The 19,628-nt window shown below is 51.5% G+C and carries 20 protein-coding genes; 12 read left to right on the top strand and 8 right to left on the bottom strand.

Features of this window, described 5'->3' with window-relative positions:
• Nucleotides 1-5: 5 nt before the first annotated feature.
• From citC to rna, 8 genes are all read left to right on the top strand, one after another.
• Nucleotides 6-1,082 (top strand): [citrate (pro-3S)-lyase] ligase, encoded by a 1,077-nt coding sequence (citC, locus tag FHD02_RS10540; RefSeq protein ID WP_137360494.1) that lies wholly within the window; start codon nucleotides 6-8, stop codon nucleotides 1,080-1,082.
• The gene (gene citD, locus FHD02_RS10535; RefSeq protein ID WP_003831276.1) at nucleotides 1,079-1,375 is read left to right on the top strand and encodes a citrate lyase acyl carrier protein; all 297 of its coding nucleotides are present in this window, start codon (nucleotides 1,079-1,081) and stop codon (nucleotides 1,373-1,375) included. Before citC ends, citD begins: the two co-directional genes overlap by 4 nt.
• Nucleotides 1,372-2,280, top strand: a complete 909-nt coding sequence (locus FHD02_RS10530; protein WP_220393861.1) for an aldolase/citrate lyase family protein — start codon at nucleotides 1,372-1,374, stop codon at nucleotides 2,278-2,280. Before citD ends, FHD02_RS10530 begins: the two co-directional genes overlap by 4 nt.
• Nucleotides 2,281-2,289: 9 nt before the next feature.
• Nucleotides 2,290-3,822 (top strand): citrate lyase subunit alpha, encoded by a 1,533-nt coding sequence (citF, locus tag FHD02_RS10525; RefSeq protein ID WP_042309829.1) that lies wholly within the window; start codon nucleotides 2,290-2,292, stop codon nucleotides 3,820-3,822.
• Between the two features lie 3 nt (nucleotides 3,823-3,825).
• Entirely contained in the window at nucleotides 3,826-4,380 is a 555-nt protein-coding gene (gene citX, locus FHD02_RS10520; RefSeq protein ID WP_137360493.1) for a citrate lyase holo-[acyl-carrier protein] synthase, read from the top strand.
• Nucleotides 4,349-5,254: a triphosphoribosyl-dephospho-CoA synthase CitG gene (citG, locus tag FHD02_RS10515; RefSeq protein WP_220393860.1), complete on the top strand. Its 906-nt coding sequence runs from the start codon at nucleotides 4,349-4,351 to the stop codon at nucleotides 5,252-5,254. The genes citX and citG overlap by 32 nt, the downstream gene beginning before the upstream one ends.
• 25 nt (nucleotides 5,255-5,279) lie before the next feature.
• Nucleotides 5,280-6,743, top strand: a complete 1,464-nt coding sequence (gene citT / locus FHD02_RS10510) for a citrate/succinate antiporter CitT (RefSeq protein ID WP_038638704.1) — start codon at nucleotides 5,280-5,282, stop codon at nucleotides 6,741-6,743.
• Nucleotides 6,744-6,853: 110 nt separating this feature from the next.
• On the top strand, nucleotides 6,854-7,660 hold the full coding sequence (gene rna / locus FHD02_RS10505; RefSeq protein WP_061381648.1) for a ribonuclease I: 807 nt from the start codon (nucleotides 6,854-6,856) through the stop codon (nucleotides 7,658-7,660).
• Nucleotides 7,661-7,701: 41 nt separating this feature from the next.
• Here the strand turns inward: rna and FHD02_RS10500 are convergent, their stop codons facing one another.
• Together FHD02_RS10500 and FHD02_RS10495 are read right to left on the bottom strand one after the other, a co-directional pair.
• Nucleotides 7,702-8,325, bottom strand: a complete 624-nt coding sequence (locus tag FHD02_RS10500; protein ID WP_042309838.1) for a flavin reductase family protein — start codon at nucleotides 8,323-8,325, stop codon at nucleotides 7,702-7,704.
• Between the two features lie 96 nt (nucleotides 8,326-8,421).
• Nucleotides 8,422-9,252 carry an alpha/beta fold hydrolase gene (locus FHD02_RS10495; RefSeq protein WP_038638697.1) on the bottom strand — a complete coding sequence of 277 codons (831 nt, stop codon included), beginning with the start codon at nucleotides 9,250-9,252 and terminating at the stop codon, nucleotides 8,422-8,424.
• 276 nt (nucleotides 9,253-9,528) lie between these two features.
• Between FHD02_RS10495 and rnk the strand changes: the two genes are divergently transcribed.
• Together rnk and uspG are read left to right on the top strand one after the other, a co-directional pair.
• On the top strand, nucleotides 9,529-9,939 hold the full coding sequence (rnk, locus tag FHD02_RS10490; protein ID WP_005120853.1) for a nucleoside diphosphate kinase regulator: 411 nt from the start codon (nucleotides 9,529-9,531) through the stop codon (nucleotides 9,937-9,939).
• A gap of 187 nt (nucleotides 9,940-10,126) precedes the next feature.
• Nucleotides 10,127-10,555: a universal stress protein UspG gene (gene uspG, locus FHD02_RS10485; RefSeq protein ID WP_016152215.1), complete on the top strand. Its 429-nt coding sequence runs from the start codon at nucleotides 10,127-10,129 to the stop codon at nucleotides 10,553-10,555.
• Between the two features lie 70 nt (nucleotides 10,556-10,625).
• On the opposite strand, the gene FHD02_RS10480 is transcribed toward uspG, so the two are convergent.
• The 6 genes from FHD02_RS10480 to ahpC form a co-directional block, all read right to left on the bottom strand.
• The gene (locus FHD02_RS10480) at nucleotides 10,626-11,393 is read right to left on the bottom strand and encodes a DmsC/YnfH family molybdoenzyme membrane anchor subunit (RefSeq protein ID WP_220393859.1); all 768 of its coding nucleotides are present in this window, start codon (nucleotides 11,391-11,393) and stop codon (nucleotides 10,626-10,628) included.
• A complete protein-coding gene (locus tag FHD02_RS10475) occupies nucleotides 11,393-11,950 on the bottom strand; it encodes a 4Fe-4S dicluster domain-containing protein (protein WP_042309843.1) in 558 nt (185 codons plus the stop codon). Before FHD02_RS10475 ends, FHD02_RS10480 begins: the two co-directional genes overlap by 1 nt.
• Nucleotides 11,947-14,217 carry a molybdopterin-dependent oxidoreductase gene (locus tag FHD02_RS10470; RefSeq protein ID WP_137360490.1) on the bottom strand — a complete coding sequence of 757 codons (2,271 nt, stop codon included), beginning with the start codon at nucleotides 14,215-14,217 and terminating at the stop codon, nucleotides 11,947-11,949. Before FHD02_RS10470 ends, FHD02_RS10475 begins: the two co-directional genes overlap by 4 nt.
• On the bottom strand, nucleotides 14,207-14,767 hold the full coding sequence (locus FHD02_RS10465) for a molecular chaperone (RefSeq protein ID WP_061381645.1): 561 nt from the start codon (nucleotides 14,765-14,767) through the stop codon (nucleotides 14,207-14,209). Before FHD02_RS10465 ends, FHD02_RS10470 begins: the two co-directional genes overlap by 11 nt.
• 221 nt (nucleotides 14,768-14,988) lie before the next feature.
• Nucleotides 14,989-16,554, bottom strand: coding sequence for an alkyl hydroperoxide reductase subunit F (gene ahpF / locus FHD02_RS10460; RefSeq protein ID WP_220393858.1), 1,566 nt, complete (start codon nucleotides 16,552-16,554; stop codon nucleotides 14,989-14,991).
• 150 nt (nucleotides 16,555-16,704) lie between these two features.
• On the bottom strand, nucleotides 16,705-17,268 hold the full coding sequence (gene ahpC, locus FHD02_RS10455; protein ID WP_004859485.1) for an alkyl hydroperoxide reductase subunit C: 564 nt from the start codon (nucleotides 17,266-17,268) through the stop codon (nucleotides 16,705-16,707).
• Between the two features lie 366 nt (nucleotides 17,269-17,634).
• On the opposite strand from ahpC, the gene dsbG reads away from it, so the two are divergent.
• Together dsbG and FHD02_RS10445 are read left to right on the top strand one after the other, a co-directional pair.
• Nucleotides 17,635-18,381 carry a thiol:disulfide interchange protein DsbG gene (gene dsbG / locus FHD02_RS10450; protein ID WP_137360487.1) on the top strand — a complete coding sequence of 249 codons (747 nt, stop codon included), beginning with the start codon at nucleotides 17,635-17,637 and terminating at the stop codon, nucleotides 18,379-18,381.
• Nucleotides 18,382-18,586: 205 nt separating this feature from the next.
• A complete protein-coding gene (locus FHD02_RS10445; protein ID WP_220393857.1) occupies nucleotides 18,587-19,492 on the top strand; it encodes a LysR family transcriptional regulator in 906 nt (301 codons plus the stop codon).
• Nucleotides 19,493-19,628: the final 136 nt, after the last annotated feature.

The raw sequence follows: 19,628 nt of genomic DNA, 5'->3' as shown, positions 1-19,628 counted from the left end.
TCACTATGTTCGGTAATAATATATTCACGCAAGTCAAACGCTCAGAAAATAAAAAGATGGCGGCTATCGCGCAATTTCTGAAAGAGAACGATCTGAGCGTTGATACCACCGTCGAAGTATTTATCACCGTCACCCGTGACGATCGCCTGATTGCCTGTGGCGGTATCGCCGGAAATATCATTAAGTGCGTCGCGATTTGTGAGTCCGTGCGCGGTGAAGGCCTGGCGCTGACGCTGGCGACAGAACTCATCAACCTCGCCTATGAGCGCCACTGTACGCACCTCTTCATCTATACCAAAACCGAGTACGAATCGCTGTTTAAACAGTGCGGCTTTTCCACGCTCACCAGCGTGCCCGGCATTATGGTATTGATGGAAAACAGCACCACACGGCTGAAACGCTACGCCGAATCGCTGGCAAAACAGCGTCATGAAGGGAAAAAAATTGGCTGTATCGTCATGAACGCCAACCCCTTCACCAACGGTCATCGTTTTCTGATCCAACAGGCGGCCGCGCAATGTGACTGGCTGCATCTGTTTTTGGTGAAAGAAGATACCTCGCGTTTTCCGTATGAAGACCGACTGGATCTGGTACTCAAAGGGACAAAAGACATTCCGCGTTTAACCGTGCATCGCGGTTCGGAATACATCATTTCCCGCGCCACGTTCCCGTGCTACTTCATCAAAGAGCAGAGCGTTATTAACCACTGCTACACCGAAATAGACCTGAAAATCTTCCGCCAGTACCTGGCCCCGGCTCTCGGCGTTACGCACCGTTTCGTGGGTACCGAGCCGTATTGCACCGTCACCTCCCAGTACAACAACGATATGCGTTACTGGCTGGAGACCCCAACGCTTCCCGCCCCACCGATTGAACTGGTGGAAATTGAGCGGCTGTGCTTCCAGGAGATGCCGATTTCCGCCTCCTGGGTGCGCAAGCTGCTGGTTAAAAAAGATCTCACGGCTATCGCATCCCTGGTTCCTGACGCCACGCTGCGCTATCTGCAAAGCATGGCTGAACGAGCCTCATCGGGTGCGGCAGTCCGCCAAAATACCCCCGCATTAGCAACAGGTGAAAAATGAAAATAAACCAGGCAGCCGTCGCAGGCACACTCGAGTCCGGTGATGTGATGATCCGCATCGCCCCACTCGATTCGCAGGATATTGACCTGCAGGTTAACAGTAGCGTCGAAAAGCAGTTCGGTGATGCCATTCGGGCCACCATTCTGGACGTACTGTCCCGCTACAACGTACGCGGCGTGCAATTAAATGTTGATGATAAAGGCGCACTGGACTGCATTTTACGTGCGCGACTGGAAGCACTACTGGCCCGCGCTGGCGGTATTCCGGCACTGCCATGGGAGGATTGCCAGTGATTGCCGAATCTTTGCAACAACGTAAAACCCGTACCCGCCGTAGCATGTTGTTCGTACCGGGCGCCAATGCCGCCATGGTCAGCAACTCGTTTATCTACCCGGCTGATGCGCTGATGTTCGACCTGGAAGACTCCGTCGCGCTGCGTGAAAAAGATACCGCCCGCCGCATGGTGTACCACGCGCTGCAGCATCCGCTGTATCACGACGTTGAAACCATCGTGCGCGTGAACGCCCTCGACTCCGAATGGGGCATCAACGATCTCGAAGCTGTTGTGCGCGGCGGCGCTGACATCGTGCGTTTACCGAAAACCGATACCGCACAGGATGTCACCGACATTGAAAACGAAATCCTGCGCATCGAAAACGCCTGCGGACGTGAGCCCGGCAGCACCGGCCTGTTAGCCGCCATCGAGTCGCCGTTAGGCATTACCCGCGCGGTAGAAATCGCCCACGCTTCAGAACGCCTGATTGGTATTGCCCTGGGTGCAGAAGATTATGTGCGTAACCTGCGTACTGAACGTTCCCCGGAAGGGACTGAACTGCTGTTTGCCCGCTGCTCTATTTTACAGGCTGCGCGCTCTGCCGGTATTCAGGCGTTCGATACCGTCTATTCCGATGCCAACAACGAAACAGGTTTCCTGCACGAAGCCTCACACATCAAGCAGCTGGGTTTTGACGGCAAGTCGCTGATCAACCCTCGCCAGATTGAACTTCTGCACAACCTGTATGCCCCGACGCGTAAAGAGCTGGCTCACGCCCGTCTGGTGGTGGAAGCCGCTGAAGCTGCCGCCCGCGAAGGTCGTGGCGTGGTTTCCCTGAACGGCAAGATGGTTGACAGCCCGGTTATCGAGCGCGCCCTTCTGGTTATCTCCCGGGCAGAACTTTCCGGCATTCGCGAAGAATAAGGCAAAAAAATGACGCAGAAAATCGAACAGTCTCAACGCCAGGATCGCGTGGCGACCTGGAGCCGTCATGCAGAAAGCGAGCTTTCCGCTTATCAGAGCACCGCAAAAGCAGAACTGCAGGCGCAAAAACCGCGCGACAAAAAGCTGTGCGCTAATCTGGAAGACGCCATTCGTCGTTCAGGTTTACAGGATGGTATGACCATCTCTTTCCACCACGCATTTCGCGGTGGTGATCTGACGATTAACCTGGTGATGGACGCCATCGCCAGCATGGGCTTTAAAAATCTGACGCTGGCCTCAAGCTCCCTGAGCGACTGCCATGCGCCGCTGGTTGAGCACATCCGTCAGGGCGTGGTCAGCCGAATTTATACCTCCGGGCTGCGTGGCCCGCTGGCAGAAGAGATCTCTCGTGGTCTGCTGGCTGAGCCAGTGCAAATCCACTCCCACGGCGGTCGTGTACACCTGGTGCAAAGTGGCGAGCTCAACATTGATGTCGCATTCCTCGGCGTACCGTCCTGCGACCAGTTTGGTAACGCTAACGGTTATACCGGTAAAGCGTGCTGCGGTTCACTGGGCTATGCCCGCGTCGATGCCGAAAACGCCAGACAGGTTGTCCTGCTGACAGAACAGCTACTGACCTATCCGCATAACCCGGCCAGCATTACCCAGGATCAGGTGGATCTGATCGTGCAGATCGACCAGGTCGGCGATGCGGACAAAATTGGTGCGGACGCGACCCGTATGACCACCAATCCACGTGAATTGTTGATCGCCCGCAGTGCGGCAGACGTCATTGCTAACTCCGGTTACTTCAATGAAGGCTTCTCATTGCAGACAGGCACCGGCGGCGCATCTCTGGCCGTTACCCGTTTCCTGGAAGACAAAATGCGTAGCCGTGACATCCATGCCGATTTCGCGCTGGGCGGCATCACCGCCACCATCGTTGATCTGCATGAAAAAGGCTTAATCCGCAAACTGCTGGATGTACAAAGCTTCGACAGTGCCGCCGCGAAATCTCTGGCCCGCAATCCAAATCACATTGAGATCAGCGCTAACCAGTACGCTAACTGGGGCTCGAAAGGCGCATCCGTTGACCGTCTGGACGTTGTGGTCCTGAGCGCATTAGAAGTCGACACCAGCTTCAACGTTAACGTACTGACCGGCTCCGACGGCGTACTGCGTGGCGCTTCCGGTGGTCACTGCGATACGGCTGTGGCCGCAGCGCTTTCCATCATCGTCGCACCGCTGGTTCGCGGACGCATCCCGACACTGGTAGATAACGTGCTGACCTGCGTAACCCCAGGTTCCAGCGTTGACATTCTGGTTACCGACCACGGTATCGCCGTCAACCCTGCCCGCCCTGAACTGGCGGAACGCCTGCAGGAAGCTGGCATGAAAGTGGTGTCGATTGAATGGCTGCGCGAACGTGCCCAGCAGTTAACCGGTCAACCGCGCGCCATCGAATTTACCGACCGCGTAATTGCCGTTGTGCGCTACCGCGATGGTTCGGTCATTGACGTTGTGCATCAGGTGAAGGAATAAGCCATGCACCTGCTCCCTGAACACGCCACCTGCCACGCGGTCTCCATTCCCGGGCTGCTCGCCAGCCGCGATGAGAGACAGGCAAGGCAGCATGCCTGGCTCACGCGTCATCACGCGCCACTGGTCTCGTTTACCGTGGTCGCGCCAGGTCCGGTTAAAGACAGCGAATTAACCCGTCGCATCTTTAATCACGGCGTCACCGCCCTGCTCGCGCTGGCGGAAAAATCCGCCTGGATTGTCAGGGAGCAAACTGCGCTGGTCTCTGCCAGCGGACCGGAAGGCCTGCTGGCCATTGAGGCTCCGGCCCGGGACCTCAAGCTCGCCACTATCGGACTTGAACATTCACATCCGCTGGGACGGTTATGGGACATCGACGTCCTGAACCCTGAAGGGGAAATTCTGTCCCGGCGTCATTTCGCGCTCCCTGCCCGCCGCTGTCTGCTGTGCGGGCAAAGCGCTGCCGAATGCGCGCGGGGTAAAACTCACGCGCTTTCCGACTTACTCACTCAGATGGAGGCTCTGCTGCATGATGCCGATTCCCGCCACATCAACTCATAACGCAGTCCTTCCTCTGGATCTGCCTGACGCTTACGCCACGCTGGCGTGGCGCGCCATGCTGACGGAAGTCAACCTGTCGCCCAAACCGGGTCTGGTGGATCGTATTAATAACGGCGCGCATAAAGATATGGCGCCGGAAGATTTTTATCGCAGTGCTGAAGCGATTCAGACATGGCTGCCGCGTTTTATCGAATACGGCGCATTTAGCGCACAGCAGTCGCCGGAAGATGTCCTGCAAGGACTGCGTCCTCTGGGCATGGCCTGCGAAGCCGATATGTTTCGCGCCACTGCCGGAGTGAACACCCATAAAGGCAGCATCTTCTCGCTGGGATTACTGTGCGCCGCCATTGGCCGCCTGCTCCAGCTCCGCCTGAGCGTTACCGCTGAAACCCTTTGCTCTACGGCAGCAACATTTTGCCGTGGCCTGACCGGGCGCGAACTGCGCCAGAACAACCAACAACTCACGGCCGGCCAACGTCTTTATCAGCAACTGGGATTAACCGGCGCCCGTGGCGAAGCCGAAGCAGGATATCCCCTCGTTATTCAGCATGCTCTGCCGCACTACCGCGCCCTGCTGGCTGAGGGTCGCGATCCTGAACTGGCGTTACTCGATACGTTACTGCTGCTGATGTCTGTCAACGGCGACACCAACGTGGCTTCCCGTGGTGGCGCAGAAGGTTTGCGCTGGTTACAGCAGCAGGCCTCCACGTTGTTGCAACAAGGCGGGATTCGTACCCCCGCCGATCTCGAATACCTGCGCCAGTTCGACCAACAGTGTATTGAACGCAACCTCAGTCCCGGGGGCAGCGCCGATCTGCTGATCGTCACATGGTTCTTAGCTCAGATTTCACAAGTTCATCATTATCACAATTAAAGATCCTTTCCGGAGAATCACACACATGTCTTTAGCAAAAGATAAAATTTGGAAGTTACTGGCCCCATTGGTAGTCATGGGCGTCATGTTTCTTATCCCCGTCCCTGATGGCATGCCCCCACAGGCATGGCACTATTTTGCCGTGTTCGTGGCCATGATTGTCGGGATGATTCTGGAGCCAATTCCGGCAACGGCAATCAGCTTTATCGCCGTGACGATCTGCGTTATCGGCAGTAACTATCTGCTGTTTGACGCTTCCGAGCTGGCCGACCCGGCATTCAAAGCGGGTAAGCAAGCGCTGAAGTGGGGTCTGGCGGGCTTCTCCAGCACCACCGTGTGGCTGGTGTTTGGCGCGTTTATTTTCGCACTGGGTTATGAAGTTACCGGCCTGGGTCGTCGTATCGCGCTGTTCATGGTGAAATTCATGGGTAAACGTACCCTGACGCTGGGCTATGCGATTGTTATTATCGACATCCTGCTGGCGCCGTTTACACCGTCCAACACCGCGCGTACCGGTGGTACCGTATTCCCGGTTATCAAAAACCTGCCGCCGCTATTTAAATCATTCCCGAACGATCCTTCCGCGCGCCGTATCGGCGGATATCTGATGTGGATGATGGTCATCAGTACCAGCCTGAGCTCCTCTATGTTCGTGACCGGCGCGGCGCCGAACGTACTGGGTCTGGAATTCGTCAACAAAATTGCTGGCATTCAAATCAGTTGGCTGCAATGGTTCCTCAGCTTCCTGCCGGTCGGTATTATTTTGCTGATCGTTGCGCCGTGGCTGTCCTACGTTCTGTACAAACCAGAAGTCACTCACAGTGCTGAAGTTGCCGCATGGGCCGGTGAAGAACTGAAAACCATGGGTAAACTGACGCGTAAAGAACTAACCCTGATCGGTCTGGTTCTGCTCAGCCTGGGTCTGTGGGTCTTCGGGGGTAAACTGATTGATGCCACCGCGGTGGGTCTGCTGGCCGTTTCCCTGATGCTGGCGCTGCACGTTGTACCGTGGAAAGATATTACCCGCTATAACAGCGCATGGAACACCCTGGTTAACCTCGCCACGCTGGTTGTTATGGCAAATGGTTTGACCCGTTCAGGCTTCATCGACTGGTTCGCGAACACCATGAGCACGCACCTGGAAGGTTTCTCGCCTAACGCGACCGTGATCGTGCTAGTGCTGGTGTTCTACTTTGCTCACTACCTGTTTGCCAGCCTTTCCGCACACACCGCCACCATGCTGCCGGTTATTCTGGCGGTCGGTAAAGGTATCCCAGGCGTTCCAATGGAACATCTGTGTATCCTGCTGGTGCTGTCCATCGGTATCATGGGCTGCCTGACTCCGTATGCAACAGGCCCTGGCGTTATCATCTACGGTTGTGGTTATGTGAAGTCCAAAGACTACTGGCGTCTGGGAGCTATCTTCGGCGTTATCTACATCGCTATGCTTCTGCTGGTCGGTTGGCCGATTCTGGCAATGTGGAGCTAATCATTCCTGCTCACGCCTGATGAAAATGATGCCAGTCAGCTAAACCTGACTGGCATTTTTTATGATTAAATAGATGATATTCAGAATTTATATAAGTATCCGAAATCATCATGACATCAACGTGGCGTTATTCTTCTTTACTGGCAGCACTTCTGCTCCCGGTTTCTGCGGCTCAGGCCGATGAACTTCAGGCAAAACAGTACGCTGATTTTGACCGCTACGTGCTGGCCCTTTCCTGGCAAACCGGTTTCTGTCAAAGCCAACACGAGCGTAATCGTCAGGAGCCTGACGAATGTCGTCTGCAAAAAGAGAGCGCGGACAAAGCTGATTTCCTGACCGTTCACGGCCTGTGGCCCAGCCTGCCAAAATCGATCGCCGCTCGCGGAGTAGATAACCGCCGCTGGATGCGTTTTGGCTGCGCAACGCGTCCCATTCCTAACCTGCCTGAAGCGCGTGCCAGCCGTAAATGCGCAGCACCTGAAACCGGCCTGTCACTCGAGAGTGCGGCGAAACTGAGCGCGGTGATGCCCGGGGCTGGCGGAACATCCTGCCTGGAACGCTACGAGTATGCCAAACACGGCGCCTGTTTTGGTTTTGATCCCGACGTATACTTTGGCACGATGGTGCGGCTGAATAATGAGGTTAAGAACAGTGAAGCGGGCAAGTTCCTCGCGGATAACTACGGTAAAACCGTCAGCCGCAACGCATTTGACGCCGCTATCGCCAAAAGCTGGGGCAAAGAGAGCGTCAAAGCCGTGAAGCTAAGCTGCCACGGCAATCCGGCTTATCTCACAGAGATCCAGCTATCCCTGAAAGCCGACACCATCAACCAACCGCTATCTGCGCAGTCATTCTTACCGCAGCCGCATCCGGGTAACTGCGGTAAACAGTTTATTATCGACAAGGCAGGATATTGAAAATAGCGACCGACGCCGCAGCCTGGCGTCGGTCTGCATGGTTAGCGTTTTGCTCGGGCGTCCGGGCGAACTAAATCAAAGCGATGTGTTTCACTGATCGAATAATACGCCGTTGGCCCACCAGCACGCAGTACCGGTTTCGCTTTCGCCGTCTGATAGATGCCGTCTTCCAGGAGCGTTTCGTCTATGTGAATGCCTACCACTTCCCCCAATACCAGCCAGGTATCAACCGGTGAGCCATCAGCGGTAGTCAGTTGCAGGCTTTGCGATAAGCGGCACTCAAAATTAACCGGGCTTTGCGCCACGCGCGGCACGCCGACAATCCGGCTGTCGGCTTTACTCAGCCCAGCGGCAAAAAACTCGTCCTCACCGTGCGGCAAACTGGCAGACGTTTCATTCATCGCGCCAGCCAGTTCAAGGGTGGTCAGGTTCCAGACAAACTCACCGGTTTCGACAATATTCTGCACGCTATCTTTCCAGCCGCTGCTGGCAAAACCAATAATCGGCGGATGGTAGTTAAAGCAGTTAAAGAAACTGTACGGCGCCAGATTATGTCGCCCGTTGCTATCGCGCGACGCAATCCAGCCAATGGGGCGCGGTCCAATGATGGCATTGAGCGGGTCGTGCGGTAAGCCGTGTCCCTGTGATGGTTGATAGAAATACATAGCCTTCTCTGGTGTCGTTAACGGTAGCGCAGCACGAATTATGCTTCGCTCATCTCCCTGGAAAAAGAGGATCAGCGTAGAACAATCCGTTAAAGATTACGACTGAATAAAGTTAAGCAGATCGCCATTGATCTGCTGTTTATGGGTGGTGCAAATGCCGTGAGAACCACCGGCATACACCTTCAACTGGGCGTCCGGCAATATTTCTGCCGCGACCTTGCCGCAGGTTTCAAACGGGACAATCTGATCGTCATCGCCGTGGATCACCAGCGTCGGGATGGTCATTTTTTCGAGGTCGCCACGCAGGTCTGTTTCTGAAAACGCATGAATGCAGTCGTACAACGCTTTGATAGACCCTTGTAAGCCCTGTTCAACAAAACTTTCCCGGACAGCTTTCGACTCTTTCGCGCCCGGACGGTTATAACCATAGAATGCCGCGGTCAGTTCATAGAAGAAGGCGGCGCGATCGTTCACTACCCCTTCCCGGATGCCATCAAACACCTCTTTCGGCACGCCATTCGGGTTAAAGTCGGTCTTGATCATGATGGGCGTCACCGCGCCAATTAACACCGCTTTTGCCACCCGCTGCGTCCCATGGCGACCAATGTAACGCGCCACTTCCCCCCCGCCGGTAGAGTGCCCAACGTGCACGGCATCTTTAAGATTGAGATGCGCGGTAAGTTCAGCCAGATCGTCAGCATACTGATCCATATTGTGGCCATCCCACGGTTGGGCCGAGCGGCCATGTCCGCGCCTGTCATGGGCGATCACACGAAATCCTTTCGACCCAAGAAACAGCATCTGATCCTCAAACGCATCTGCCGTCAGCGGCCAACCATGGCTGAACACGATGGGCTGTCCACTTCCCCAGTCTTTAAAATGCAAATAGCTGCCGTCTTTTAAGGTAAGTTTGTCGTACTGGCTCATGAGATCTCCTGTAGCGGAACACTGAGTTGTATTGACGCACCCGCAACGAGCGCTTAAAAAGCATAATGCAAATTGGAGAACGATCACGTTTTTCGGCTAAAATCACAGCATACGCGACAATATTGATGATTTACCTGAATGTGAACTAAATCACTTCAAACATAGGGTAAGTCTCAGTATCATCATAAAAGCTAAACCCTTGCCGCCTGACGGTGAGGGTTTTCTTTTGGGATTATTTACCTGCGCACCCGCAGTATCGACGACATGGAGTAATAAATGTCCAGACCAACTATCATCATTAACGACCTCGATGCGGAACGCATTGACCGCCTGTTGGAGCAACCTGCTTTTGCTGGTTTACCGATTGCCGACGCCCTGAACGCTGAACTGGATCGCGCGCAAATGTGTTCTCCAGAAACCATGCCGCACGATGTCGTGACCATGAACAGCCGCGTGAAATTCCGCAATCTGAGTGATGGCGAAGTCCGTGTGCGTACCCTGGTGTATCCGGCCAACATGACTGACAGCAGCACGCAGCTTTCCGTCATGGCGCCTGTTGGCGCGGCACTTCTGGGTCTTCGCGTTGGCGACACCATTCACTGGGAACTGCCGGGCGGTACCTCAACACACCTCGAAGTCATCGAACTTGAGTACCAACCAGAAGCTGCGGGCGACTACCTGCGCTAACTCTGTCTTATCAAAGCTATTCGCTTTATCTTGCAGGGGATGCATCTGCATCCTCTTTCCGGTTACTCCTCATCTCCCTACCCTCGCGTTATTTCCTGTTCGCAAAACATAAATCTGTGCCGTGACTGACAGAATCATTTTTAATACTATGCTGTTATGTGTTCATGTAATGACAAGGAGAATGTTTATGTACAACACAATCATAATGCCTGTTGATGTATTCGAAATGGAACTGAGTGACAAGGCTATTCGCCATGCAGAATTCCTGGCACAGGAAAACGGCGTTATCCATCTGCTGCATGTGCTGCCAGGCTCAGCGAGCTTAAGCCTGCACCGCTTTGCGGCAGACGTTCGTCGTTTTGAAGAGCATCTGCAGCACGAAGCGGAAACGCGTCTGCAAACAATGGTCGGTCACTTCAGCATCGATCCCTCCCGCATTAAACAACACGTGCGCTTTGGCAGCGTTCGTGACGTGGTCAACGAGTTGGGTGAAGAGTTGAATGCAGATGTGGTGGTCATTGGGTCGCGTAACCCGTCCATCAGTACCCACCTGCTCGGATCAAACGCCTCCAGCGTTGTCCGCCATGCTACTCTGCCGGTATTGGTTGTTCGTTAATAACGTCTGATTTGCTGTAAAAACCCCCTGCCAGGTTAACATCTGACAGGGGGTTTTTATTATCGTGCAATCAATACAAATGACCGATATTCACGATGGTGCTGACCGTATCGCCAAAGAATGTCAGACGACTGAGGATTACGCCAACAAACAGCAGAACAAACAACGCTTTTGCCCGACGTTCGCCCTGACGACTCAACACAAAGGCCAGCGCCAGATAAACCAGGCTCGCCAGATAAAGCGGCGAGGTCAGCCAGGCATGCGCGGTCATCTGCATAATGGTCCCGCCGCTTAACCAGATAATTGGGGCTGCGATCATGACCGCCATACAAACAACAATTCCCTGGCGTAATGCGGCAATGGCAGGTGCGAGATTAAGCAGCGGAATCGCCGCACAACCCATAACCCACACGGTGATGAAGAACAGCAGCACCGTCAGACCGTTGGCGATCGCCACCATCGCCGGTGCGGCATAGGTCATACCCTGTACCGCCACCAGCGCAATCCCAAGGACAGACGCCAGAACAGCCGGAACCTTGTGCCCTTTTGCCAGGAACGTCACGCCCACCGCCGCGCCATATAAGGTTGCGCCAAGAATTTCACGGCTCAGCCAGGCGTGCTGCAGGTTTATCAGGGCGTTGTAGGCACGGTCCGGATGCGCAAGGTGCAGGATCGCTGCCACGGACGCAGCCGCCAGAACCAGACCGGTAACCAGCCAGTACAAGCGTTTGCTTTCCAGTTTTCCTTGCAGCTTGCGTAGCGTCAAAATCAGCGTGATCCCAACCGACATCTGACTCAGTACGGTAAAAATGACCAGAGGAAGTTCATACTTTTCCATTACTTGACCTCCGGCTGCTTCGGTTGACGCGCCAGGATAAAACGTGTGCCCGGATTAAGCTGCGGCATGCGTGGGAACCCCGGCGGATACTGGACGGCATTGTTGGGTATCGGGTCGGCATCCAGATCGATTAGCGTCAGCGCCCCCACCGGACAAGCATTTACACATGCCGGTTGCATACCAACGTCAAGGCGTTCGTAGCACATGCTGCATTTTTCCGCCTTTTTCGTCTCTTCATTGAAACGCGGCGCTCCGTATGGGCAATTACGGATACAGTTTTTGCATCCAATACAACGTTCCGGGTTATGCACCACAACACCATCCTCACGTTTGGTGTAAGCCTCGACCGGGCAAGCCGCCAGGCAGGCCGGGTTTTCACAGTGATTGCAAGCCAGCGAATAGAACGCCCGCTCTTCATGCGGATAAATTTCTTTATCCAGCGGATAGACGTAGCGCCAGAAACGTTCAGGCTCCAACTGGTTAAAACTCTTACACGCCATCGCGCAGCCACGGCAGCCGATGCATTTATCGCTATTGACTAAAAACGCGCGTCTCATGCCGCTGCTCCTTTACTTACCAAAATGATATCCGCAAACTGACTGTGGATCGCCGCACCCGGTGCACCGGTTTTCATCAGCCCCATATCGGCCGGGGTATCCGCCACCACGTTTTGTACGTTGTATTTCCGTTTCGGAAACCACGCCTCGTACATCACCAGGAAATCTTCCGGAACGTTAGCGGTCACCTTCGCACGCAGTTCTACTTCACCTACGGTGTTAAACACTTTCACCAGGTCGTTTTCGGCAATGCCTCTTTTTTCTGCAGAAATCGGATGCATATAGACAAACGGCTCCGGATAGAAGACCTGCATCCAGTCAAGGTTGATAAATTGGGAATGGATACCGAACTGCACATGCGGTGTAAACAGGTGGAATGGCAGTGTACTTTTCGCCTCCGATTTATATTCCGGCAGCGCCGTATGGCCATTTTTCTCACATAGCTCAGATTTGAATTCAAACTTTCCAGAGGGGGTTTTAAATTTACGGTCATACCAGGCCGCAGAACTCGGTAAAATGGCTTTTTTCGGACCATCCAGCAAGTCATCCCAGGAGGAGATGCCAAACATTTTGCCCATCCCGTCATTGAATTCCTGGTCCAGCCAACGCTTATGATCGAACTCCTGTGGGAATGTGCAAGAACCCGGCTCCAGCTTGTTAATCGCCCGGGAGAGTAAAACGGCAATTTCCAGATCGCATTTCGCCTCATACATCGGCTTAATGGCCGGTTGGTTGATAGAGAGCCAGTAATGCCAGTAGGAGGCATCAACATTCCACTCTTCAAAGGCCGTAGTGACCGGTAAGACGATATCGGCGTGCTGGACGGTTTCATTAAAGAACTGATCGGCGCACACCACCATTTCCAGTTTTTCAAACGCCTTTTCCATCTTACTGCGATCGAAATCCTGAGCAAACGGGTTCTTACAGGCGACCCAAAGCATACGAACAGGCGGTTCGTTGGCTTCCAGAATTCCCTTGGCGGTCTGGTTGATATTAAGAGAACGATCGGAATATTGCGCCACTGCCCCAGCAGAACCGAACTCACTGGTTGTACCCGCTGCTCCAGGCATACCGATGGAGCCTACCGGTGGCTTTTGCAGCATGGCATTGTAGTTAAAGCCCCAGGTATGCAGATGCCCATAACGAGCGCCGCCGCCTTCAATACCGATATTACCCGTCATGGCGACGAAAGCATCAATGGCACGAACATTCGCGCCACCATTAACATGGCGCTGCATGCCATAACCAATCCACACGGTAGCAGGATTAACCGCCGTAAATTCTTCCGCCAATTGACGAATGACATCCGCAGACAAACCACAGATTTCAGCCGCCCACTCAACGGTCACACTGTTGCGCAGATAGGCTTCGAATTCCGGGTAACCATGAGAATAGTTGTTGACGAAATCCTGGTCCACCAGGCCTTTATCCACCAAATGGCGTGCCATACCCAGCGCCAGCGCACCATCAGAACCTGGACGAACGCGTAAATAAAGATCGGCTTTTGCGGCGGTCTGCGTTAACAGCGGATCGATAACGACCACTTTCGCCCCTTTCTCCCGCGCCTGGTAGATATACTTCATGGTGTGCATTGAGCACCATGCCGGATTAGCACCCCAGATGATGATGTATTTTGCTTTCACAAAATCTTCCGGGTCGTTACACCACATATCGCCCATATCGTAGTTCTGGGCATCGATACCGGCAGGCCAACAAGGCGTTCCGGCAAAACGGGTGGTGTAACCCAGCGAAGACATCATCCCTTCAACCGCATAGTTCAATACCCCGAATTTGCCGGAATATTTGGTCATCGCCAGGCCCAGCATTGAACCATCTTTCTTTTTGATCTCCAGCATCTTGGTCGCAATGCGCTGCATTGCTTCGTCCCAGGAAATACGACGCCAGTTACCGCTACCGCGAACATCCTGAACCATTGGATATTTAATGCGATCCGGGCTGTATACCCGACGCGGGTAGCTCAACCCTTTAACACAGGGTGCTCCATGCGTAAACGTTGACTCAGGCGCGCCTTCTACAAAGGTGATGACATCGTCCTTCACCCATGTTTTCAGGCTACAGGTGTCATAGCAGTTACGCGGACAGGCGTTGCGATAAATTTTGTAGGTTTTCGGGTTAAAAGGAATGGGCGGTTGCGCTAATGCGCAACGTGAAGTCAGCAGTCCCCCTGGTAGGGCAGCCACCGTGCCAAGGGCAATCAACCCTTTCAAAAATGAACGTCTGTTCAGAACTCCCGGTTCATTGCTCATATGATACTCTCGTGTTTAATTCATCAAGCCAAGAAGACAATTTTCCCGCTACGGTTCTCAACGTGGCGGTCTGTGCATTTATCTTTATTTTTTCTATAAAATCGGGAACCCAAACCACTATATACTCATTTACATATCGAGTGAGGACAGTCTGATATTCTGCTGATGCCCGGGCGTTTACCGATAATAAAACGGCCAACTCCAATACATATGAAATATGATCATCAGGAATATTATTCACATGATTTATAGATAGGCCGATATTTGCCATGAATTCCCGAATACTCAGGGTTGATTGACCCATAACAAGAGCATCTTCTTCGAGATAAACTGAAGCAAACGGTGCGGCCTTGAGCGCCTGCGGCCCGATAAAGAGTGCATTGAAGTCATACTCCGCTTGCAGCCACTCGTGCTCTGTCAACGTCGAGGCATTTGTATCCAGCGCGGAATAAGCTTTTTTCAGCGTATTACTATCAGAAGAAATAAAAAAATCACGCAACAATAACCCTGTCGATTCAAAGATCGTCAGGGTTTCATATATTTCACCCATGAATTAACCAACCATTTATTCACACAAGAAATGAAAACATAGTGCAGGTTAATATAATAAAGAAAATGCCTATTCTTTTTTTGATAAAACTAATGATCAGGCTAATTAAATGAATATTTAATGCAGTTTATTGTTTCAAGAATTGACAATCTGAAAGCGCGGAAATAAAAAACCGCCAGCGGATGACTGGCGGTTTTGGCATGCAGGTGAGTCTTACTTTTTTATGCTACTGTTGTGCGAATCAGATAATCAAAAGAGCTTAACGAGGCTTTCGCGCCTTCGCCTGTCGCGATGATGATCTGCTTATACGGTACGGTTGTGCAGTCACCCGCAGCGAAAACACCTTTCACGCTGGTTTCGCACTTCGCATCGATGATAATTTCACCCATGCGGTTGCGTTCAACGGCGCCTTCCAGCCAGTTGGTGTTCGGCAGCAGACCAATCTGTACAAAGATACCTGCCAGCTCCACACTGTGAATATCTCCGCTTACGCGGTCACGATACTCAAGACCAGTCACTTTGCTGCCATCGCCTTTTACTTCTGTCGTTTGCGCATTCAAAATGATGTCGACATTTTTCAGACTGCGTAGTTTATTCTGCAGTACCTGATCGGCCTTCATTTCAGGAGCAAACTCCAGCAGCGTCACATGTTCAACGATGCCCGCCAGGTCGATAGCGGCTTCAACACCGGAGTTACCGCCGCCAATCACCGCCACGCGCTTGCCTTTAAACAGCGGACCATCACAGTGCGGGCAATAGGTTACGCCTTTGGTGCGATACTGATCTTCGCCCGGAACGTTCATGTTGCGCCACTTCGCGCCGGTCGCGATGATAATACTGCGCGCTTTCAACACCGCGCCGGATGCCGTTTCAATCTGATGCAGACCACCTTCCTGCGCCGCAGGAACCAGTTTGCTGGCGCTTTGGCTATCGATAACGTCAACATCATAGTCATCAACGTGGGCTTTCAGCGCGCCCGCCAGTTTCTGGCCTTCGGTTTTTGGCACCGAGATATAGTTTTCAATATCAACGGTATCCAGAACCTGGCCGCCAAAGCGTTCGCCCATCAGACCGGTGCGAATACCTTTACGTGCAGAGTACACCGCAGCAGCAGCTCCCGCAGGGCCGGAACCAACAATCAGTACGTCATAGGCATCACGGGTGTTCAACTCTTCAGCCGCACGTTTCTCTGCGCCGGTATCCACTTTCGCCACGATCTCAGTCAGCGTCATGCGGCCCTGGCCGAACTCTTTACCGTTCATAAATACCGCCGGAACGCCCATCACGTTGCGATCGGTGATTTCGTTCTGGAAAGTACCGCCATCAATCGCCGTATGCTTGATGCGTGGGTTCAGTACCGACATCAGGTTCAGCGCCTGCACCACGTCCGGACAGTTATGGCAGGAGAGTGAATAATAGGTTTCAAACTCAAAATCGCCGTCGAGATCGCGGATCTGCTCCAGCAACGCCTGCGCCTCTTTTGACGGATGACCACCGGTCCACAACAGCGCGAGCACCAGCGAGGTAAATTCATGGCCCAGCGGAGAACCCGCAAAGCGCGGCCCCTGGTGAGAGCCAGGATTGGTAATCAGGAACGATGGCTTACGCACTGCCAGAGTATTGTCTTCTGTAAAGGTGACTTTTTCTGACAGTTCAGCAATTTCAGTCAGCAGTTCCTTGATTTCTGCCGATTTAGCGCTGTCATCCAGCGTAGCAATCAGCTCAACAGGTTTGGTCAGTTTCTCAAGGTAAGCCCTGAGCTGGGTTTTCATATTTGTGTCGAGCATTCTTCTTCCCTCTCTGAAAACATCATCATGCAAGCCGACTTCGCGGGACTGCGTTAATGCAACTTGCGTCATGGTGCTGGAATGAAACAGGCGCAAATTCGCGCCTGTGGAATGCCGGATGCACTACGTTTATCCGGCCTATAAATTAGCTTAGATTTTACCAACCAGGTCTAAAGATGGAGCCAGAGTTGCTTCACCTTCTTTCCATTTAGCCGGGCAAACTTCGCCTGGGTGGGATGCAACATACTGTGCGGCTTTAATTTTGCGCAGCAGGTCAGAAGCATCACGACCGATACCTTCAGCGGTAACTTCGATTGCCTGGATGATACCCTGCGGGTCAACAACAAAGGTTGCGCGGTCAGCCAGACCTTCATCTTCACGCATGTTGTCGAAGTTACGGGTCAGGGCGCCAGTCGGGTCGCCGATCATCGCATATTTGATTTTTGCGATGGTGTCAGAGCTGCTGTGCCATGCTTTGTGCGTAAAGTGGGTATCGGTAGAAACAGAGTAAACGTCTACGCCCAGTTTCTGCAGTTCTTCATAATGGTCTGCAACGTCACCCAATTCGGTCGGGCAAACGAAGGTGAAGTCAGCCGGGTAGAAGAAGAAGACGCTCCAGCGACCTTCGGTATCTTTCTCGGTTACTTCGATGAACTCACCGTTTTTGAACGCCTGGTTTTTGAAAGGTTTAATTTTGGTATTAATCAAAGACATCTGTACTTCCTCCGTGTTTTCGTTGAGAGATAAGTTAACGAAAATCTCTTCAAAGGGCTAATGCGTTTCCTTTATCAAATCAATAAGCGTTAACTAACAACTTACTCAATCGAACTTAAAAGACAAAAGTAAAAAAGGCCCCCTATGCAGGGAGCCTCATTACCCGAGCTACCCGCAGGTAACGTCAGTACCAGCAGAGCTGGCTATGTGTTGCGCTCTACATTACCTTAACAAAGGTCGTAACAGCGATTGGGATTACATCACCCAACTAAAGAAAGGGCAATCGACAGACTGTCGATCTTACCTATGGCTGTGATAGGTTTTGCAATTCAGTCCCCTTTCCTTCTGATTTTATAAGGAAAATCAATGTTTAAACGTACCTTACTCTTATCCTTGCTTCCCGCTATTGTCCATGCCGAAGAGCTACCGGCCCCTGTTAAAGCCATTGAGAAACAGGGTATTACCATCGTGAAGCCCTTCGACGCGCCAGGTGGAATGAAAGGTTATCTTGGTAAATACCAGGATATGGGAGTAACCATTTATGTCACCCCTGACGGCAAACATGCCATCTCCGGTTATATGTATAACGAAAAAGGGGAAAATCTTAGTAATACGCTGATAGAAAAAGAGATCTATGCCCCAGCAGGGCGCGAGATGTGGCAACGAATGGAAAAAGCCTCGTGGATTCTGGATGGAAATAAAGAGGCTCCGGTAATTGTCTACGTGTTCGCCGATCCCTTCTGCCCTTATTGCAAGCAGTTTTGGCAGCAGGCGCGTCCGTGGGTCGATTCCGGTAAAGTTCAGCTGCGTACGCTGTTAGTGGGCGTAATCAAACCCGAAAGCCCAGCAACAGCTGTCACAATCTTGTCGGCAAAAGATCCGGCCAAAACCTGGCATGACTATGAAGCCTCCGGCGGCAAAATGAAGCTGGAAATTCCTGCCTCTCTCCCGCCCGAGCAGATGAAGATACTCAATATCAACCAAAAGTTGATGGATGATTTGGGCGCTAACGTGACGCCAGCCATCTACTACATGAGTAAAGACAATACGTTACAACAGGAAGTCGGGTTACCCGATAAGGAAAAATTAAACATTATCATGGGAAATAAATAAAGGTAACAAAATGAGTGATTGTTATCGTTCTCATTTCAATCACTCAGTACAATTCTTTTTTTCTCGTAAAAATTAAACACTCTGTGTTATGTTAGTTTAAATTAATCGGTCATTAAGCACTGAATCATAAAGCCTGTAAATAAGTACATTTTAAATTATTTCATATTTTAATTATTTCAAATTTTACCGTCAAAGGAAAGTATACATGGCTAATCTGTACGATCTTAAAAAATTCGATCTCAATCTGCTCGTTATTTTTGAATGCATCTACCAGCACCTGAGCATCAGCAAAGCCGCGGAAACACTTTTTATTACTCCTTCAGCCGTGAGCCAGTCGCTACAAAGATTGCGCACGCAACTCAACGACCCGCTGTTTGTTCGTTCAGGAAAAGGAATTGCACCCACAGTGATGAGCATCAATTTACACCACCACCTCGAGAATAATCTCAATCATCTGGAACAAACGATAAATATTATGCACAGTTCCAGCCTGAAGAAAAAATTCATTATCTATAGTCCGCAGATTATACATAACATATATGCTAGCACATTAGTTAATCTCATCAGAGAGGATAAGAATGTTGAAATCGAACACAATGACATATTAATGACCTCAGTGTTGGCTGAAGAACTGCTAGCATACCGCAAAGCAGATGTGGTCATCACTGCATACCCTGTTGAGAACCGTTCGATTATATGTAGTCCGTTTACAAAGGTCGAAACAGTTTTGGTCTGCAGTAAAAATCATCCCAGGATTAAGGGTAAAACGACTTTAACTAAAATACTTGAAGAGGAGTTTTCCCTGCTGAACACTGAAGATGCCGGTGTAAAAAAATACCAGTCTCAAGCAAATTCCTTTTTACAAAATAGAAAAATAGGCTTTTCCAGTAATTCACTCATATCAATTATTAACATCATTGCCAACACCGATATTATTGGCTTGCTTCCCAAAGCAAAATATGAACTATACTCGTCTGCTTTGAACTTAAAAGAGATCGGCATTGATATTGAGATGCCATCATTAGATTTTTTTATCATGTATAATCGCGCCTCGCTAAATAATAAAAGCTTTGAGGCATTTATAAACAAAATAAATGACAAAGAACACTAATCTTATATATTTTGCCAAAGACAAATTGACGCCACGAATAAACCATGAGTGATAAATTCATTCCGTAAATATATTTAAAAGTTGCACGTCGCGTAAATTAGCCTATCTTATTACAAGTATACATTGGAGATGTAAC

Source organism: Citrobacter sp. EC_71 (assembly GCF_019584005.1).
GTDB classification, from domain to species: Bacteria; Pseudomonadota; Gammaproteobacteria; order Enterobacterales; family Enterobacteriaceae; genus Citrobacter; species Citrobacter werkmanii.
This window is presented reverse-complemented; position numbering and strand designations above follow the sequence as displayed.

Excerpts from the sequence above, each read along its gene's own strand:
- citC (WP_137360494.1), top strand. The coding sequence starts at position 6 with ATGTTCGGTAATAATATATTCACGCAAGTCAAACGCTCAGAAAATAAA.
- citD (WP_003831276.1), top strand. The coding sequence starts at position 1,079 with ATGAAAATAAACCAGGCAGCCGTCGCAGGCACACTCGAGTCCGGTGAT.
- citF (WP_042309829.1), top strand. The coding sequence starts at position 2,290 with ATGACGCAGAAAATCGAACAGTCTCAACGCCAGGATCGCGTGGCGACC.
- citX (WP_137360493.1), top strand. The coding sequence starts at position 3,826 with ATGCACCTGCTCCCTGAACACGCCACCTGCCACGCGGTCTCCATTCCC.
- citG (WP_220393860.1), top strand. The coding sequence starts at position 4,349 with ATGATGCCGATTCCCGCCACATCAACTCATAACGCAGTCCTTCCTCTG.
- citT (WP_038638704.1), top strand. The coding sequence starts at position 5,280 with ATGTCTTTAGCAAAAGATAAAATTTGGAAGTTACTGGCCCCATTGGTA.
- rna (WP_061381648.1), top strand. The coding sequence starts at position 6,854 with ATGACATCAACGTGGCGTTATTCTTCTTTACTGGCAGCACTTCTGCTC.
- FHD02_RS10500 (WP_042309838.1), bottom strand. The coding sequence starts at position 8,325 with ATGTATTTCTATCAACCATCACAGGGACACGGCTTACCGCACGACCCG.
- FHD02_RS10495 (WP_038638697.1), bottom strand. The coding sequence starts at position 9,252 with ATGAGCCAGTACGACAAACTTACCTTAAAAGACGGCAGCTATTTGCAT.
- rnk (WP_005120853.1), top strand. The coding sequence starts at position 9,529 with ATGTCCAGACCAACTATCATCATTAACGACCTCGATGCGGAACGCATT.
- uspG (WP_016152215.1), top strand. The coding sequence starts at position 10,127 with ATGTACAACACAATCATAATGCCTGTTGATGTATTCGAAATGGAACTG.
- FHD02_RS10480 (WP_220393859.1), bottom strand. The coding sequence starts at position 11,393 with ATGGAAAAGTATGAACTTCCTCTGGTCATTTTTACCGTACTGAGTCAG.
- FHD02_RS10475 (WP_042309843.1), bottom strand. The coding sequence starts at position 11,950 with ATGAGACGCGCGTTTTTAGTCAATAGCGATAAATGCATCGGCTGCCGT.
- FHD02_RS10470 (WP_137360490.1), bottom strand. The coding sequence starts at position 14,217 with ATGAGCAATGAACCGGGAGTTCTGAACAGACGTTCATTTTTGAAAGGG.
- FHD02_RS10465 (WP_061381645.1), bottom strand. The coding sequence starts at position 14,767 with ATGGGTGAAATATATGAAACCCTGACGATCTTTGAATCGACAGGGTTA.
- ahpF (WP_220393858.1), bottom strand. The coding sequence starts at position 16,554 with ATGCTCGACACAAATATGAAAACCCAGCTCAGGGCTTACCTTGAGAAA.
- ahpC (WP_004859485.1), bottom strand. The coding sequence starts at position 17,268 with ATGTCTTTGATTAATACCAAAATTAAACCTTTCAAAAACCAGGCGTTC.
- dsbG (WP_137360487.1), top strand. The coding sequence starts at position 17,635 with ATGTTTAAACGTACCTTACTCTTATCCTTGCTTCCCGCTATTGTCCAT.
- FHD02_RS10445 (WP_220393857.1), top strand. The coding sequence starts at position 18,587 with ATGGCTAATCTGTACGATCTTAAAAAATTCGATCTCAATCTGCTCGTT.